At 42.4% G+C, this 15,796-nt stretch carries 18 protein-coding genes; 16 read left to right on the forward strand and 2 right to left on the reverse strand.

The features are described from left to right. Positions 1 to 24 precede the first annotated feature (24 nt). Complete coding sequence (locus tag O9X84_RS13740) at positions 25 to 336, reverse strand: ArsR/SmtB family transcription factor (RefSeq protein ID WP_032096621.1); 312 nt, start codon at positions 334 to 336, stop codon at positions 25 to 27. A 174-nt stretch (positions 337 to 510) separates the two neighbouring features. Here O9X84_RS13740 and O9X84_RS13745 point away from each other — a divergent pair, with 174 nt between their 5' ends. The 13 genes from O9X84_RS13745 to O9X84_RS13805 all read left to right on the forward strand — a co-directional run bounded on the left by O9X84_RS13745 (position 511) and on the right by O9X84_RS13805 (position 12,558). Next, entirely contained in the window at positions 511 to 861 is a 351-nt protein-coding gene (locus tag O9X84_RS13745; RefSeq protein ID WP_032096622.1) for a rhodanese-like domain-containing protein, read from the forward strand. 54 nt (positions 862 to 915) lie between these two features. Continuing rightward, on the forward strand, positions 916 to 1,848 hold the full coding sequence (locus tag O9X84_RS13750) for a LysR family transcriptional regulator (RefSeq protein WP_269520287.1): 933 nt from the start codon (positions 916 to 918) through the stop codon (positions 1,846 to 1,848). 668 nt (positions 1,849 to 2,516) lie between these two features. Then, positions 2,517 to 3,851 (forward strand): sigma-54-dependent transcriptional regulator, encoded by a 1,335-nt coding sequence (locus O9X84_RS13755; RefSeq protein WP_269520288.1) that lies wholly within the window; start codon positions 2,517 to 2,519, stop codon positions 3,849 to 3,851. A 14-nt stretch (positions 3,852 to 3,865) separates the two neighbouring features. Continuing rightward, positions 3,866 to 4,102 (forward strand): hypothetical protein, encoded by a 237-nt coding sequence (locus O9X84_RS13760; protein WP_269520289.1) that lies wholly within the window; start codon positions 3,866 to 3,868, stop codon positions 4,100 to 4,102. Beyond that, positions 4,095 to 5,609 carry a sensor histidine kinase gene (locus O9X84_RS13765; RefSeq protein ID WP_269520290.1) on the forward strand — a complete coding sequence of 505 codons (1,515 nt, stop codon included), beginning with the start codon at positions 4,095 to 4,097 and terminating at the stop codon, positions 5,607 to 5,609. Before O9X84_RS13760 ends, O9X84_RS13765 begins: the two co-directional genes overlap by 8 nt. After that, the gene (locus tag O9X84_RS13770; protein WP_032096627.1) at positions 5,599 to 6,051 is read left to right on the forward strand and encodes a response regulator; all 453 of its coding nucleotides are present in this window, start codon (positions 5,599 to 5,601) and stop codon (positions 6,049 to 6,051) included. The genes O9X84_RS13765 and O9X84_RS13770 overlap by 11 nt, the downstream gene beginning before the upstream one ends. 11 nt (positions 6,052 to 6,062) lie before the next feature. Continuing rightward, complete coding sequence (locus tag O9X84_RS13775) at positions 6,063 to 8,198, forward strand: response regulator (RefSeq protein WP_269520291.1); 2,136 nt, start codon at positions 6,063 to 6,065, stop codon at positions 8,196 to 8,198. 223 nt (positions 8,199 to 8,421) lie between these two features. After that, positions 8,422 to 8,739, forward strand: a complete 318-nt coding sequence (locus tag O9X84_RS13780; protein WP_032096629.1) for a hypothetical protein — start codon at positions 8,422 to 8,424, stop codon at positions 8,737 to 8,739. Positions 8,740 to 8,741: 2 nt separating this feature from the next. Continuing rightward, the gene (locus O9X84_RS13785) at positions 8,742 to 9,311 is read left to right on the forward strand and encodes a hypothetical protein (protein WP_269520292.1); all 570 of its coding nucleotides are present in this window, start codon (positions 8,742 to 8,744) and stop codon (positions 9,309 to 9,311) included. Between the two features lie 160 nt (positions 9,312 to 9,471). Then, positions 9,472 to 9,714: a hypothetical protein gene (locus O9X84_RS13790; RefSeq protein ID WP_269520293.1), complete on the forward strand. Its 243-nt coding sequence runs from the start codon at positions 9,472 to 9,474 to the stop codon at positions 9,712 to 9,714. A 24-nt stretch (positions 9,715 to 9,738) separates the two neighbouring features. After that, the gene (locus O9X84_RS13795) at positions 9,739 to 10,347 is read left to right on the forward strand and encodes a CC0125/CC1285 family lipoprotein (RefSeq protein WP_269520294.1); all 609 of its coding nucleotides are present in this window, start codon (positions 9,739 to 9,741) and stop codon (positions 10,345 to 10,347) included. A 231-nt stretch (positions 10,348 to 10,578) separates the two neighbouring features. After that, positions 10,579 to 11,223, forward strand: coding sequence for a phosphoribosyl-AMP cyclohydrolase (locus tag O9X84_RS13800; RefSeq protein ID WP_269520295.1), 645 nt, complete (start codon positions 10,579 to 10,581; stop codon positions 11,221 to 11,223). Between the two features lie 468 nt (positions 11,224 to 11,691). Beyond that, the gene (locus O9X84_RS13805) at positions 11,692 to 12,558 is read left to right on the forward strand and encodes a bile acid:sodium symporter family protein (protein WP_269520296.1); all 867 of its coding nucleotides are present in this window, start codon (positions 11,692 to 11,694) and stop codon (positions 12,556 to 12,558) included. A 5-nt stretch (positions 12,559 to 12,563) separates the two neighbouring features. Here the strand turns inward: O9X84_RS13805 and O9X84_RS13810 are convergent, their stop codons facing one another. After that, complete coding sequence (locus O9X84_RS13810; protein WP_269520297.1) at positions 12,564 to 14,336, reverse strand: sensor histidine kinase; 1,773 nt, start codon at positions 14,334 to 14,336, stop codon at positions 12,564 to 12,566. A gap of 99 nt (positions 14,337 to 14,435) precedes the next feature. Here O9X84_RS13810 and O9X84_RS13815 point away from each other — a divergent pair, with 99 nt between their 5' ends. The 3 genes from O9X84_RS13815 to O9X84_RS13825 all read left to right on the forward strand — a co-directional run bounded on the left by O9X84_RS13815 (position 14,436) and on the right by O9X84_RS13825 (position 15,727). Then, positions 14,436 to 14,852: a BLUF domain-containing protein gene (locus O9X84_RS13815; protein ID WP_269520298.1), complete on the forward strand. Its 417-nt coding sequence runs from the start codon at positions 14,436 to 14,438 to the stop codon at positions 14,850 to 14,852. Between the two features lie 407 nt (positions 14,853 to 15,259). Further along, positions 15,260 to 15,436, forward strand: a complete 177-nt coding sequence (locus O9X84_RS13820) for a DUF1328 domain-containing protein (RefSeq protein WP_032096636.1) — start codon at positions 15,260 to 15,262, stop codon at positions 15,434 to 15,436. Positions 15,437 to 15,478: 42 nt separating this feature from the next. Continuing rightward, a complete protein-coding gene (locus tag O9X84_RS13825) occupies positions 15,479 to 15,727 on the forward strand; it encodes a hypothetical protein (protein WP_032096637.1) in 249 nt (82 codons plus the stop codon). Positions 15,728 to 15,796 lie beyond the last annotated feature (69 nt).

Below are 15,796 nucleotides of genomic sequence, written 5' to 3' on the forward strand. Positions count from 1 at the left end.
AGTAAAAATTAACACGCCCTTGTTCTATTCACAGAAAAATTCATACATAAGCGCAATTAAGCGCTTCACTCTTTCATCAGACAAACGATAGAAAATAGTTTGACCTTCCCTTCTCGTCGCCACCATATTGGACTCGCGCAACAATGCTAAGTGCTGCGATATAACAGGCTGTGAAACGCTAACAACTTGCAATAATTCAGACACAGACTTCTCTTGCTTAAGGAGAGAACAAAGGATCATGAGCCTAGTCTTGTTCGCAAATTGCTTTAGAAAAAATTCCGCTTCGGCAGAATGTTCCATCATCTCGCTTGGGCTTAACACAACTTCTTCAGACATAAGGGCTTCCTAATGACATTAACTTTACCCACGAATCTACCGCTTTATTATACTAAAGTATAAGCTTTTCTGACAAAACAATTAAAATAGACGCTAAAATGGCGATATTATCTTGTCTCAGAGAAATCATAACTATACATTAGTTTATACTTATATTAATTTTTGGAAAGTAAAATGCTGATTGATGTAAAAACACGTTTAGAAAATATTGATGTGGATATTCGAATTGTCTCGGCAAAAGAGGCCGCAGACGAAATGAAAACTAACCAAGGGCTATTAGTTGATGTTAGGGAGCCAGCGGAAGTGGCAGAAAATCATGTAGACGCCTCACTTCATATTCCACGAGGCATATTGGAAATGAAAATGCTAGAGCTTGAAAAGGATGCAGCAAAACCCATCTACCTGCATTGCGCATCAGGGGCACGAGCCAAGCTTTCTGCTGAACAACTCATAAAAATGGGCTACGAAAATATATCTGTTATTACTTGTTCGTTAGCAACCATCAAACAAGTTCACCGCACATAAATGCAAAGAACTGTATATACTCGAGTTTATTGTTTATATAAGAACGGTTGAAGTATGCTGAAGTCGACATTAGAGCAGTGGAGAATGTTTAAAGCCGTGGTGGATGCTGGCGGCTTTAATCAAGCGTCTTTGGTGGTACATAAAAGCCAATCCAGTGTCCATCATGCTGTTCAAAAGCTAGAAAATGGCATAGGCGTGGTGCTATTTGAGAACAGTGGTCGCAAGGTCAAACTCTCCCCTCAGGGAGAGGTAATGTATCGCAGAGCCACTTTTCTTCTCGATGAGGCTCAGAAACTAGAGTCCATTGCGCATAGCCTTCGCTCAGGCACCGAGACCACGTTACGAGTAGCAGTAGACATCATTTTCCCCTCACACCTTCTTTATAATGTGCTTAATAAAGTTTCTGAGGAATTCCCTCTATTGCGCGTCGAGTTGGAAGAGACGGTGCTAAGCGGCAGTAATACCTTACTCTCAAGCGGGAATGTAGACATTGGCATTTCTCCTTTCTTATACCCCAGTGGTTTCAGTGAGGACCTTTGCGAAATAGAATTCGCGGCGGTGGCACATAAAGACCATCCCCTTCATCAACTCAACCGCACCCTAACCCTCGAAGATTTGAAATCTCACAGGCAAATTGTAGTTCGTGATTCATCGGCAGAACGCAAAGTAGACGCAGGTTGGCTTGGCGCTGAGCAGCGCTGGACCGTAAGCCATATAAGAACGTCGGTTGATATTATTGCTCAAGGGCTTGGGTTTGCATGGCTACCAATAGCTATTATAAAAAATGAGCTCGAAAGCGGATTGTTAAAGCCGTTACCACTTAATAACAATGCGGCGTTAAGAAAGGCACTGCTTTATTTATCTTTTGAAGATGGCGACGCACTTGGTCCTGCCGCAAGAGCCTTCATTGGCGAACTTCGCTATCAGACCATGCAACTGCCCACCTCTGACTTTATGGATTCGGATTGTATTGAGGATGATACGTAACTAATACAAAGCGGGTAATATTTTCAAACCACCGAGTAATATTGTCACGCTATTAGTGAGAAACATTTTTCTCAGCAGCTGTATTGCCTGTTTCAATAGGCATGCTTTGTTAGTAATGAGCTCACAAATCGTCGATCTTCAGATAATAATTAGGCTATAAGTAGATAATAGCTAGCCATACAATGCGCAACACGCGCGACGAGTTGTGCCATTTTGCCTATCTAAAACGCGTTTGGACGTTCCACAAACGCCCTTGCCTATATGCTCTTCGCCCTATATTGGTCCTTTATTTGTATGCTTGCGATTACACCACTCATAACCGCTCTTATACATTTCTTGCTACCGCACCTACAAAAACAGGTTAAAAAGGTCACAAGTAAAACCACTGTAAAGGGAATGATTTTTGCAGAATCCCCCTCCAGAATAGTGCTTGTGACATAAAGAATAAAAACCGAGCCAAAACACCAACATGCCTTCGGGTAAAGGTTATAAGATGACGGAAATACCGTTGCGTGTTTTATGTTCACATTTTAGGGCATTAAATAAAATTACAATGCAGAGGTCAATTCTTCCATACTTAATGGTAGACTTTTGTCTTAATGCGAAATTATATAATTGATATTGTTCCAGTTTTCACACCTATGGAATAGATAAAGAGGGAATCTCACGTGCTTACCGTATTACTTGTCGACGACGACGCTGAATTTACAGAAGTAGCTTGTACCATTATTGAGTTTTTGGGGCACGAAGTGCTTACGGCGGCTACGCTTCAAGAAGCAAGAAACTGGCTAGAAAAAGAAACGTTCGACCATATCTTACTTGACTTCATGCTGCCGGACGGAAGCGGAGCGCATTTATTCGACGAGTTAGACTCATTGGATAAGCGCCCTCGAGTAACACTAATCACTGGTCACCCATCAGTAAAAAGCGTTATTAAAGGATTGTGCGGACCAAATATTGACTATCTTGTTAAACCGATTCAGCGAGAAGACATAGAAGCGGTATTAACGAAAAAATCAGAAAAAGCCGCACCGAAAAAAGCAAAAATCGAAAAGCACTTCGACCTTCTTATCGGTGAATCGCCGGCAATGAAAGATCTTTACAAGCTAATATCGCGAGTGAGTAAAACCAGTGCAAACGTCATGCTGCTAGGTGAAAGTGGTGTGGGTAAAGAAGTGGTCGCTGCGGCAATTCACAAAGCATCTGACAGTGAGGGTGCCTACGTGGCAACTAACTGTGGTGCATTTTCTAAAGAGTTAATTGCCAGTGAGCTATTTGGCCACGAGAAAGGCGCTTTTACTGGCGCTGTAGGTCGTAAAGAAGGTGTATTTGAACAAGCAGAGAGCGGCACGCTGTTTTTAGATGAAATTACCGAAATGCCAATCGATATGCAGCCTAATTTACTGCGTGTTTTAGAAAACAAAGTGGTGATACGCGTTGGGGGTACCAAAACTATTCCCGTCAATTGTCGCGTTGTATCAGCCACTAACAGAACCATGGAAGAGATTGCGCAAAGCAAGGTGTTGCGAGAAGACATCTACTTCAGACTAGCCGTATTTCCCATTACTATTCCACCGCTTCGCGAAAGAAAAGAAGATATTGCTCTTCTTGCAAAAACCTTCATTGAAGAGTTTAACAAAGACAATAATGCCAAATTTAAGTGGGATGACACACAGCTTGATACTCTGCAGGCCTACGATTGGCCGGGCAACGTGCGAGAGCTTCGCCACTTTGTTCACCGCGCGGCAATAATGAGCGATCCAGAAAGTAATGTATTGGAGCTGCCAAAAACTATTGAATCTCCGTTTGCGCAAAAGCAAAGCACAACCCCCTCTTTGCAAGCAGGTCGAACTATTGAGGATGTAGAAAAAGAGCTTATCTACGCCACGCTTGAAAAAGTAAATGGCAATAAGACAATGGCAGCTGAAATGCTAGGTATTAGCACCAAAACACTTTACAACCGACTGCATGCCTACGGCGATTTAAGTAAAGACGAGCAGTAACAGGGCAAAACGTAATGACCGACGATGAATTTTCTAAAATAAGCGTTTTTGTACATGACGCTCGTAAACCACTTAACCGTATTTCCATGCAGGCTGAATTAGTCAAAATGGCCTTAAATGGTGATATACCTGCGCAAAAAGCTGCTGAAGCACTCGATAAGATAATTGCTAGCGCAAAGGATTGCAGTAACACCCTCGCTGAAATGACAACACAGATGAGTGCATCAAATTCGGATAGTAGTGATGATTAACAAAATTTTGTCGTCTGTTTATAGCTGGATATTGATGGTAGTCATGGTAATGGGGATTATCACCGCTAACTCTTTCTACGTTGTGGACACATTGGACGATTTATCTGCACTTGAAGCAAAATTATTCAGTACAAATCGTATTATCAGCGCCGTCAACAAACTTCATGTTGTGTTACTTCGTGCAGAATCAGGGCAAAGAGGCTATTTACTCACCGGTGATGAAGCCTATTTGATGGAGTACACCGAAACGCTTAATACGTTTTCATCTGTAGCTGAAGAAGTTGAGGTCAGCGCGTTTGCCTCAGACACCCCTGAACAAAATGATCGAATAAGTGAATTGCTTGTTTTAACCAAACAAAAAATCAATAGCATGGTCGAGATTGTAGAGCTAGCTCGTTCAGACCAGCGCGCCCAGGCCATCGACCTTTTGCGTTCTGATCGCGGTTTGCGTTTGTACAATCAGTTTGAGGGTGTTTTTGAGGAAGTAGACAGTTCAGAACGAGACATCCAAGGCACTCACTTGGCTAGCTTGATGAAACTGCGTCGCGACTCTGTCAATACGTTAATTATTTCATCAGCCACTACCCTACTTCTTATTGTCACCATCTTCTTGCTGTTGAAAGTTAATGCAAGAGAGAACGAAAAGCATCAATCTGAGCTTGAAGGGATCAACGAAGAGCTAGAAGCCAAGATAGCAGCCCGCACTCAAGAACTAAGCGTATATTCTGACGAACTAGCGCGTAGCAACAGAGAGTTAGAAGACTTCGCTTTTGTGGCCTCTCACGACCTTCAAGAGCCGTTGCGAAAAATTCGCGCTTTCGGCAATCGAATAGAGTCAGGTTATGGCGATGTTATCGATGAGCGAGGTAGAGACTTTCTTGCGAGAATGCTTAACGCGGCTGAGCGTATGTCCATGCTCATTTCAGACTTGCTGTCATTCTCTCGAGTTTCCACCCGCGGTAAAGAATTTACGGATGTAGAGCTCAACACCATTTTCTCAGGTGTTTTGGGCGACCTTGAAATAGCAATTGAAGAAAAATCTGCTCAAATTAACGTGGCAGACATGCCAAGAATGCGCGGTGATAAATCTCAGCTTGAACAGTTATTTTTAAACCTTATTTCCAACGCGCTTAAGTTTCAGCCAGTGGATGTCGCGCCGATAATCAACATAGAGTGTCAAGACCTTACAAGTGAAGAGCAAGGCACATTACTGAAGTCTGATGAGTATCAGTGGATTAAAATTACCGTTACTGACAATGGTATTGGCTTTGAACAGTCTTTTGCCGAAAAAATATTTGCCCCATTTCAGCGATTGCACGGTAGAAGTGAATATAAGGGCACAGGGATTGGACTTGCAGTGTGCCGACGGATTGTAGAAAGACATAACGGAACCATAGCCGCCACCAGTGAACCTGGCAAGGGCGCTAAGTTCGATATTATTTTACCCCTAGACAGCGAGCCTTTTGGCTCAGATAACGAAAATGGAGAGTCTTCGCATGATGCGTAAACAAGCCCAATCAATTAATATTTTAATGGCAGATGACGACGAGGATGATCGTTTACTCACCGTTGATGCACTTAAAGAATCCCGTGTGTTGAACACTCTTTTCTGTGTTGAAGACGGCGTAGAGCTTCTTGAATTCTTGCGCCATGAAGGCAAGTACGCCGATGCAGAAAAGTATCCGCGCCCAAGTCTCATTTTGCTCGATTTGAATATGCCTCGTAAAGATGGCCGCGAGGCGCTTCAAGAGTTAAAGAACGACCCCAAACTTCGCAGTATACCCGTGGTTATCTTAACCACCTCGAAAGAAGAGGAAGACATGTTGCGTGGGTACGACTTAGGTTGTGCCTCGTATATTACCAAGCCAGTGAATTTTGAGGGTTTGGTTGACCTAATGCGAGCACTTGGTCGCTATTGGATTGAATTCGTAGAACTACCACACGAGTAGCGGAGTACTAGATGACAGAGGTAATAAAAATTCTATTGATTGAGGATGATGAAGATGACTACTTCCTTACCTCTGACTATCTAGAACGGTGTGAGTCTACACAATTCGAACTGACGTGGGTAACTGACAGCGATGCTGCGTTAGAAGCGCTGAAAGAACGCTCTTTCGATTTGTGCTTACTCGACTTTTTATTGGGCGCAGAAAATGCGCTCGATGTGTTAAGTATCTTAAAAGCAAATCAATTTAACGTACCCGTTGTTATATTAACCGGACAATCCGACGCCATGGTTGATGAAATGGTGATGCGCGCGGGCGCCGCAGATTACTTACAAAAGTCTGAAATTGAATCACCCCGCTTTATGCGCACTATTCGCTATGCTCTCGTTCGTAGAGACATTGAAAACGAGCGGATAGAACGCAATAAAGTAGAGCAAAAGAACAAAGCAAAAGATAAATTCCTTGCCCATTTGGGTCACGAATTAAGAACGCCACTCACCTCAATACTAGGCTACACAGAGCTATTGATTGACGACGCGAGAAATAGTCCGTTTCAGCAAGAGTTATCAATTATTCACTCTAATGGTAAACACCTCTTGAGCCTGCTCAACGACTTACTCGACATGTCTCGCATCATGGCAGACAAACTAGAGTTGAATGTAAAGCGAGTCAACTTAGCGTCATTTCTCACCGATATACATTCCTTAATGCAGTTGAATGCGAAAGACAAAGGGCTGAGCCTCAATGTGGTTGCTAAGACCAAGATGCCTGAGTTTATTCAGACAGACCCTACTCGTCTTCGCCAAATTTTGCTTAATTTAATAACTAATGCGGTGAAATTTACAGATAGCGGTACCATTACACTCACAATCGAAGTTGAAACGTCAGATACAGAGAATCAAGCTGAGCAGGCTCATAGCGTGTTGAGATTTACTGTGGACGATACCGGCATCGGCATGGCGCCAGATAAGCTTGAGAATATCTTCCACCCCTTCGAGCAAATTGAAGATGTGATGCGCACCAACCATGGTGGTGCTGGGTTAGGATTGGCAATTTGTAAAGAGTTGGTGTGTAAACTTGATGGTGATATCTCGGTAACTTCTCGCATGGGAGAAGGCAGTAGCTTTAGCTTCTATATCAACCCCGGAGACATAAGCGCACAGTCACTTGAAGAGCTCACCCTAGGGCAACTCTCTGTTGTTGAGCCAGCAAACTTGAATTTACAGTTGACTGGAAAAGTGCTCATTGTGGACGACCTTAGAGAAATAAGGCGTCTTACTGGTCACTTAGTGAGTCAATCCAAAGCCGATATAAGCTATGCGGAAAATGGGGTTAAGGCCCTTGAAGCAGTACTGCAAGCTGACGAGCAAAATGCTCCTTTTAACTTGGTACTGATGGACATTCATATGCCCGTAATGAATGGTATTGAAGCGCTTCATGCCATAAGACGACACGGTAAAAACCTCCCTGTTATTGCAGTTACCGCAGCGAGTCGAAAAGGGCTTAAAGAGTCGCTAATACGCGAAGGTTTTAATGATGTCATCGGCAAGCCCATCGATAGGTTTGCATTGGCTAGCTTGCTATCGCTTTACTTACCTGCTGACAACCCTGTTACATTCTCCAATGTTGAAGCTCAAGTCTCTGGAATGCCTACCACAAAACCTTTTGCTCCCGAGGCGGGATTGCCTCGCCATCACGACAGTAACGTAGACATTCCTGATATAATGAAAGCCCATTCCCCCTCCTCACCCATTCAACAAACGAATGAAATAAAAGGTTCTGTAGTTGAAGCCGACGCGCCAAAAACAAGTAAAAAGAAGATATTAGTCGTTGAAGATGACGAAGATGCGGCGGAGTTACTGCAATTATTTCTAACGCATCTAGGGTGCGATGTTGTAAAAAGCCTGTGTGGAAATGACGCTTTAGAAGCTATTAACGAGCATCGATTTGACCATGTCCTTATGGACTTAACATTGCCTGACTATGATGGCTATGAACTAGCAAAGATGTTAAAAAGTCAGCAAAGCGATTGCAAACTTACTATTGTCAGTGGCCATCAAGCAGACAAGAATACAATGCTGTCGATTGGTATCGATAGCTCACTTCTTAAACCAGTCACCAAAGACGACTTAGAGAGCGTGATAATTTAAGCTCCCCTTTCAGTTTCAAAATTTCCAATGCTTAAAGCTTGACCGAGAAATAATTACAGGGTGCTCACGATACCGTGTGCATTCTTCCTTCCACCCTCCACAGCGCTAGCAACGGCTTAATTTTTATCAAGCAAAATCAATCACTTGAGTAAAATACAACAATGGTACAGCCATTGCTTTACTAATAGGGAAAGATGCATTTAGTAAAATCAAGGAGAATACTATGGCTACACAAACAGCTAAAAATACATCGACAAAAGCAAATACTTCTAATGAGCAAGGTCACCCAGTTACGGATCAACTGAAAGAGTCGCTCCATCAGTCTGTAGACAAGCTTGCAGATAACGCGAGTGTTGCTGAAGAAAATATTCGTCGTACCGCTACGTCATCGGCTGAGAATATGTCAGAGCGTAAACGTCTCGCTGAACAAAAATGGCAGGCATCTTCTGTGCGTAACTATGCCGTTGAAAACCCAGTGGCAACAGCCGGGCTTGCATTTGCAGCGGGCATGCTAGTTACTTCATTATTCCGTAAGAAGTAATAATGGCAACAATACCTGATTTTCATAGCGCTCATTTTACAATGAGCGCTGAAAATCCGTTTTGCCTGACTCCACCATCGGAGCAGGCGCTCTATTTCATTGGCGTAGACAATGCTGTGATAGCGGTTAACGCTGATGGCAGCGTTAGTACTGGATATCACGACGCTTCCTCCAAAGACAAAAAAACGTTAAACGATGAACAAATTCCCTACCCTGATCCATCCTATGAAGCGGTTATTGACGCACTTAAAAATGCGGCGAAACAGCGGACTAAACAGGGTGCGGCCTATTTAAGCGTGCTAAATAGCGAAATAATGCTCATCAAAAAGTCGCTGTTTATTTCAGTTTTTGCAGCCCTTGTCGCTTTTGTTGTTAGTATGGTGTGCTGGCTGCTAGTAAATGTAGCGATTGGCGGCGCATTATACGCATTCGGTATCAGTATTATCCTTATCGCAGGTATTTTGTTGTGTTTTAACCTTGGGCTCAGCGTGTTGTTTTACCGAATTGCGAAAAAATCGTTGCACTTCGTTAGCTTTGAACGGCTAATCGCATTATTTAAGCGTTCTCTCTAAGCACGCTTTTTAACAACAACATCTAATCCGATATAACCCAATACCTAAACCAGAATCTAACCCAACACCTAACCTAACATCTAGCAAGAATTACGCTATAGTTTAAAGGACATCCAAAATGGTAGACGCATTGTTAAATAATTTTTTGTTGAAGAATAACATGACTGACATCGCACAAAAGGAACGGGATTTTTATGCGCAGCGTCATCATGCTCACCTTGCCGAAAAAACAGCAAAGCAACAGTGCCGGTACTTGGTGGGTAAACCAGAAATATTGCTAGGTGTTGTAGGGTTAGGTGCCTATAAAGGTATGTCCGATTCAAAACCAAAAGTGAAGAGCAACCGTAAAACTGCACTCATAACGATAGGCAGAACTGCTTTGCTATCGCTGTTTAAATTATAATTGTGTGACGAAAGGAAGTAGTAAATGCGCCGTAAGTTGGAAAAAAACGCTCTAAAAAGCAGCCACGTAAAATCGAGACCCACTCACCTACTCTTAGGCGTGGGCATTGCAGTCACCGCTTTACTGTCAGGCTGTTCGTCAGTACCTGTTGCCACGCCAACGCTTTATAAGTCGGCTAATTCCGAACAAAGCTACGGCTATTCAAGCGAAAAGCTTGGCAATGGTGAATACCGTATTTTATTTAAGGCATCGGATAGAACACCTGCTGATAAAGTGCAGCAGTACGCGCTGCGTCGAGCCGCAGAAATTGCAAAACAAAATAACTTCGGCTATGTGGCAGTAACAAAAACCAACATCACTAAAAAGCGTGTTCTTGCTCGCGAGGTTATCATGAGCAACGATGAGCCCGTGGTTTTTCCGTCAGATAAACAGTGCACCATGTCAGGCTGTTCAGATGTTGCGCAACCGTCTACTGTGCCCAATCCAAGTGATATTGAAAAAACGGCAATGAAAGACATATACTTTTCAATCGTTACCTCAATGTCGAATGACGAGCAGAGTTTAGGTGCAAACGCATTTTCGGTATCTGAACTCCTTGCAACGCCACTTGATGAAGAAAACAAAGGTTACTAAGACGTAGCCTTAAAAGAATACATTCGATGCATTGTTAGTCAGGTTTCAGCGCATCGGATGCCTCCCCTTCACTGAACGCGTTTAAGATTAACCCTGCGTTAATCAGTTTTTAATCCTCTGAAAAAGTACACGTCATTCGTTGTGTATATCCTTTAGTTATCGCATTGCAATGAGTTAGATATTGCACATGCTTCTAGCAAAATTATTGTTATTAAATTTAGGATGTATGCTATGAAAAATGTAAAAGCAACTCGCTCAAAAATTACCGCTGCTATCACCTCAATCCTGTTAGTGTCCGCATGCAGTGCTGTAGCCGATACGCAATCTACCAAAAGTGGCGCGCAAGCAAAGGCTTCGCTTACTGCAGAAGCACTAGACAACTCGTTACTGTATTCAAACACCTGCATTACGGAAAGAGAGGTCATCGCTGCGCAAAAAATGTGGGGAAACGGCATTGTTAGAATCGGCTCAGTGTTTACTAATAGCGGCAACTATTCTGATGAAGCTGCTGATTTTATCCAAGATATGTATGGGTACGATCTAAGTAGTGTATTGTTTAAACCAACGTTGGCAGCCGATGATCAGTTTCGCTCAAGTTTTGACGCCGCTCTTTCGTATTTTGTAGGCGGTAACGATGCCTACGAAGAGGATAAGGGCTTTGCAATAAAACCCTATACCAACGTGAAATTTGATAATGTAGGCATTATCAACAATAGCTGCAGAATGGCAGTTGCCATGGGCAATTACTTTTTCACAGATACCAATGGCGGTGAAACTAAAGTGGAATATACCTTCGCTTATGTCAAAGACAGTGATGGAAACTTACGTATTGTTGCTCACCAATCGTCGTTACCTTACAACCCCTCTGCCAGCTAACCTGCCTAGACCGCTTCTGTATATGGGCTTTTCAAATTAGCCTTGTGAGTAGAGCTTGGCAAATAAGGTAATGCGAATAGCGCTTGGCAGATACGGTATCGCGAATAGAGCTTGGCAATTAGCGTGTTTTAATAAAAATAGCCAGCAAAGCTCCTGAACAATCAAGACCAGAGCGCTTTACCGCTCTGGTCTTTTTAAATAGTACGAGCTGAAATTTTTCAATGAATTTTGGGCTATTTGATTTTATAGCTTCAATGACAGAGCACTCGTTATTCTTTATTAACGCTCTCGGCAATTTTCATGACCGCCTTTGGACAATTTTCATTAAAGCGTCCGACATGAGTTTTGCCCGCTTTATCATTCATAGAATTAATCAATCTTAATAATGGGTCATCACTTCTATCTATTGTTAAACAGAGTAAACTAGCGACATTATTATAATAAATTTCTGTTTTAAGGGGCGTATGCGTGCAGGCATCTGTACTTACTGAGGTATTACTACCTCTAGCGTTGGCGTTTGTGATGTTCGGTATGGGCTTAACACTAACCATTTCCGACTTTGGACGGTTACTTAGAGCGCCTAAAGCTATTTTGACCGGTTTCTTGGGTCAAATAGTATTGTTGCCCCTACTCACTTTTGCTATTTGTCTCGTGTTTGAACTGCCGCCCTATATTGCTGTGGGTATTATGATTTTGGCAGCATGCCCTGGGGGAACAACGAGTAACTTAATCAGTCATATTGCGAAAGCTAATCTGGCGCTGTCTGTGAGTTTAACGGCCATCTCCACTATTGCCTGTGTTTTTACCACGCCTTTCATTATTCAGTTCGCTATCGATTACTTTGTAAAAGAAAATGCGCCTGCGTTCTCAGTGATTGAAACCGTATTGGGACTTATTGGCGTGTCTATCTTACCTGTAGTGATAGGGATGATCATTCGACGTTTCTTTACAAGCTTTGCGACAAAGGCGGAAACTTTTTTTCGTCAATTCTCCATGTATTTTATGCTGGCAATGATTGTAGGCGTACTGGTGTCAGAGCGCGATAACTTAGCGACTTCATTTGAAAGCGCATTTCTAGTGTGTCTTACACTCAACCTGTTGTCTGTATTAATGGGCTTACTATTAGCGAAAATATCGTCAGTTTCGTTTAAAGACTCACTCACCTTATCCATCGAGATAGGTGTTCAAAACGCGGCTCTTGCCATGTTGATCTGTATCACTTTTTTAGAAGCGCCTGACTATGCAATTGCACCAGGGGTGTACGGTGTTGCAATGTATATAGGCCCTGCAATACTGGCTATTTGGGCAAAACGCAAGACGAATACATCTAGCTAAACCGATTACCTGTTTAATGGCAGACTGATTTTAAACTCAGTAGACCTTCCTAGTTCAGTTGTGCACGATAGGCTCCCTCCCAATTTTTGCACAATATTTAGCGTTACAGATAAGCCTAAACCTACGCCCTGCCCTATTGGTTTAGTCGTAAAGAAAGGATCATACATTTTCGCCTTCGTCTCCTCATCAATGCCCGGTCCGTTATCACTCACAATTAAGTGAAAGTAGTCCGATTCATTGAAAGCATTAACGGTAACAGTGGGCTCTTCAATATTTGTGCCCTCAAACGCTTGAATGGCATTTTTTACTACATTATTTATCACTTGCTCGATGGCCCCTGTGTTGAACGGTATAGGAGCAAGTGATGGTGTATCAAAGCGAATATTAACGGTGCTTTTCTCATCATATTTGTACATTTTTAACGATTCATTTAGCACCTTTTGAATATCACACGTGTCATCTTCGCTCGTTTTAATATCAGTAAACGATCGTAAATCCGCAATAATGCTCTCTACACGTTGAAGCCCATTGAAAGAGTCGGTAACAATGGCACGAATGTCTTCAAGAACGAATTCAATACCCTCTTTTTGCTTAAAAGAGGTGAGTGATTCTTTCAACTTTTGAGCTTCTTGGCTTTGCTGTATATCAATGCAGGTGAGCAATTCCGACTGCATTGATTGTAAGGTCATGATACTTTGTAAGTATTTGTCCATTGATGAAAAATTGCTTATAACAAACGATAGTGGATTATTTATTTCGTGGGCAATACCGGCGGCCATGCGCCCAATACTGGCTAGCTTTTCTTTGCTCTCTAATTTTTCTTTCGTGCTTTTCAGTTCAAGAAGTGCATTTTGCAACCGCTTATACTGATTCTTTAAGCTGTACTCCGCTTTCCTACGCTCGAGCAAAATAGTCAATTGCTCAGACGCCTTATTAATAATATTGATTTGTCTCATCGAGACACGGGACATGTCACTTTCAGGAATGAGAAAGAACAAAAGGCACAATACGCGCTTATACACCACAATAGGAAATGCCAAATAGCTGCCAATAACCACTGATGACTGTTTTAGTATTGCATCAATCCCCGAAGTTGCGTGCAAGAGATCAATTTGGGGTTGCTGCTCATCGATAGTTTTTAGTAAAAAATTTGGTAGTGATTTACCCGTGAGCAGACTGTCAAACGCATCAATCATGTTGCTTGGAGTGTCTGTTGCGGCTGAAGCGCGATAGTCATCATTACTTATATAGATTTCACAGCTGTATGCAGCATGACAGAGTTTCGCGAGCGATTGAGAAAAGGTACCTAGCAGTTCTTTCGTGGTTTCATTTGCTCGCGAAAACTGTGATATACACATCAACATTTCTGTTTCGGCATTATGCTGCCTATACGTACTTTCAATGTAATCAAAAGTATCAAGCTCGCGTTTTAAGACACTTTGATTAAACAAGGCTCTTTCTTGGCGAGCACACAGGCATGCGTTGACTTGAAACTCTTCTAGCCATTCCACTTCATCGAGTTTTTCTGACTCAGAGTGAATAACCGCAATACGTGACACTGCATTAGCTAATCCCTCACGGATGTACTGAGATACAGACTGACACAGAGCAATATCATCGACTGAGTCAATACACAGTAAGACCAACGCAGGCTTTGCCTGGCGCATTTTCTTTTTTGCAGCGCGTAAACTATTCGCATACTCAAGGGCCTTCCAGCTTTCAGGTACGAATTGCGTTGTATTGGCATGTGTGCATACAACAATAATTGGATTGTCCATAAGTAAACCACGTATTAACTATTTAATTTTTTCTGCTAAAGTTGGATGATAGTCAGCATATTGTGTATTTGCCAATCCAAAACCATCAGGAGAAAATAAGTGAAGTTAGTACAACTACTTTATTTTAGTCGCGCGTCGAGAGAGATGTCATTGGCCGACCTTAAATCGGTGCTTGAATCGGCACGTAAAAACAACACTAATTTAGAAGTAAGCGGTATGCTTTGCTATGACAGGCGTTATTTTTTACAAGCGTTAGAGGGAGAGCGTGATGTTGTCAATGAGCTATATCTTGATATTGCAGACGACCCCCGTCACGATGAAGTAACCATAATAAGCTATTGCAATGTAGAAAAACTGTCGTTTGACCAGTGGAAAATGGGGTATGCAAGCAGCAGTGCTGAATTTAATAAGCTACTAAGTGAGATGGGACAGCAGGATTTTCTTCCTGCTGAAATGTCTGAAGAACAGGCGTTTCATTTTTTAAAGCATATGTCGAAAAGCCAGCAACAGCTTTAGCAGAGAAATAAGCACGTCACTCGCTGTTTGTCCGAACCTGTCGAATTAACTGTATTGGCATTTTTATGTGTCATCACCGGCGCTTTACAGGTATGGGTAAAGGGCTTTCCATTGCAACTACCCAGTCAGAGCTGGAGGTTATCTATTCGCTACATTAGCCGTATAAATGCTGCACACGTATTCGTACGCCCCTATCTATCGCCGATAATGTAAAAAATGCAATGTGCCTGTAACTATTGTCTACATATGCTCATCCACTCGGTAACAAAAACAACTGAAATCAAAATACCCTATAAATTTCAATGACTTGAAAATCAGGCACAAAGATAGCATTACATTACTTAACAAAGTTTACCAATGGCGACAGCTATTGGGATCGTAACGGAAGCAACAAGAGGGAATAAGTCATGTTAGGTTGGGCAATCACATTTTTTATTATCGCCATTATTGCAGCAGTTTTTGGTTTCGGAGGCATCGCTGGGGCAGCAACAGGAATTGCACAGATATTATTTTTTGTATTTGTCGCCTTTCTTGTCATATCACTTCTCGTGAATGCCTTGCGCGGTAAAGCACCGAAAGCGTAAACAACATATTATATACAGTAGTAATTGAAAAGGAGTAAGGACATGAGTTCATTCAAGAATTTATTAAAAGTAGTAGCTGCATCAGCATTTGTACTTTCACTAGCAGCATGTAGTGAAAACGACGCGGAGAGCGCAGGCGAAGAACTTGACGAAATGGTCACAGACGCTGGCAATGCGCTTGAAGACGGTGGTGACAAAATTGGCGATATGGCCAATGACGCAGGTAACGCCGTAGAAGATGCATGTGAAGACGTTAAAGAAGGCGTTGAAGCTGAAGATGACGACTGTTAATTTACTAAGTAGTTGTGTAATTGTATAGTTGTGTAGTTGCGTAGCGAGATGACAAACCTAGCTACACAT

This window comes from Alteromonas sp. BMJM2, assembly GCF_027257845.1.
Taxonomy (GTDB): domain Bacteria; phylum Pseudomonadota; class Gammaproteobacteria; order Enterobacterales; family Alteromonadaceae; genus Alteromonas.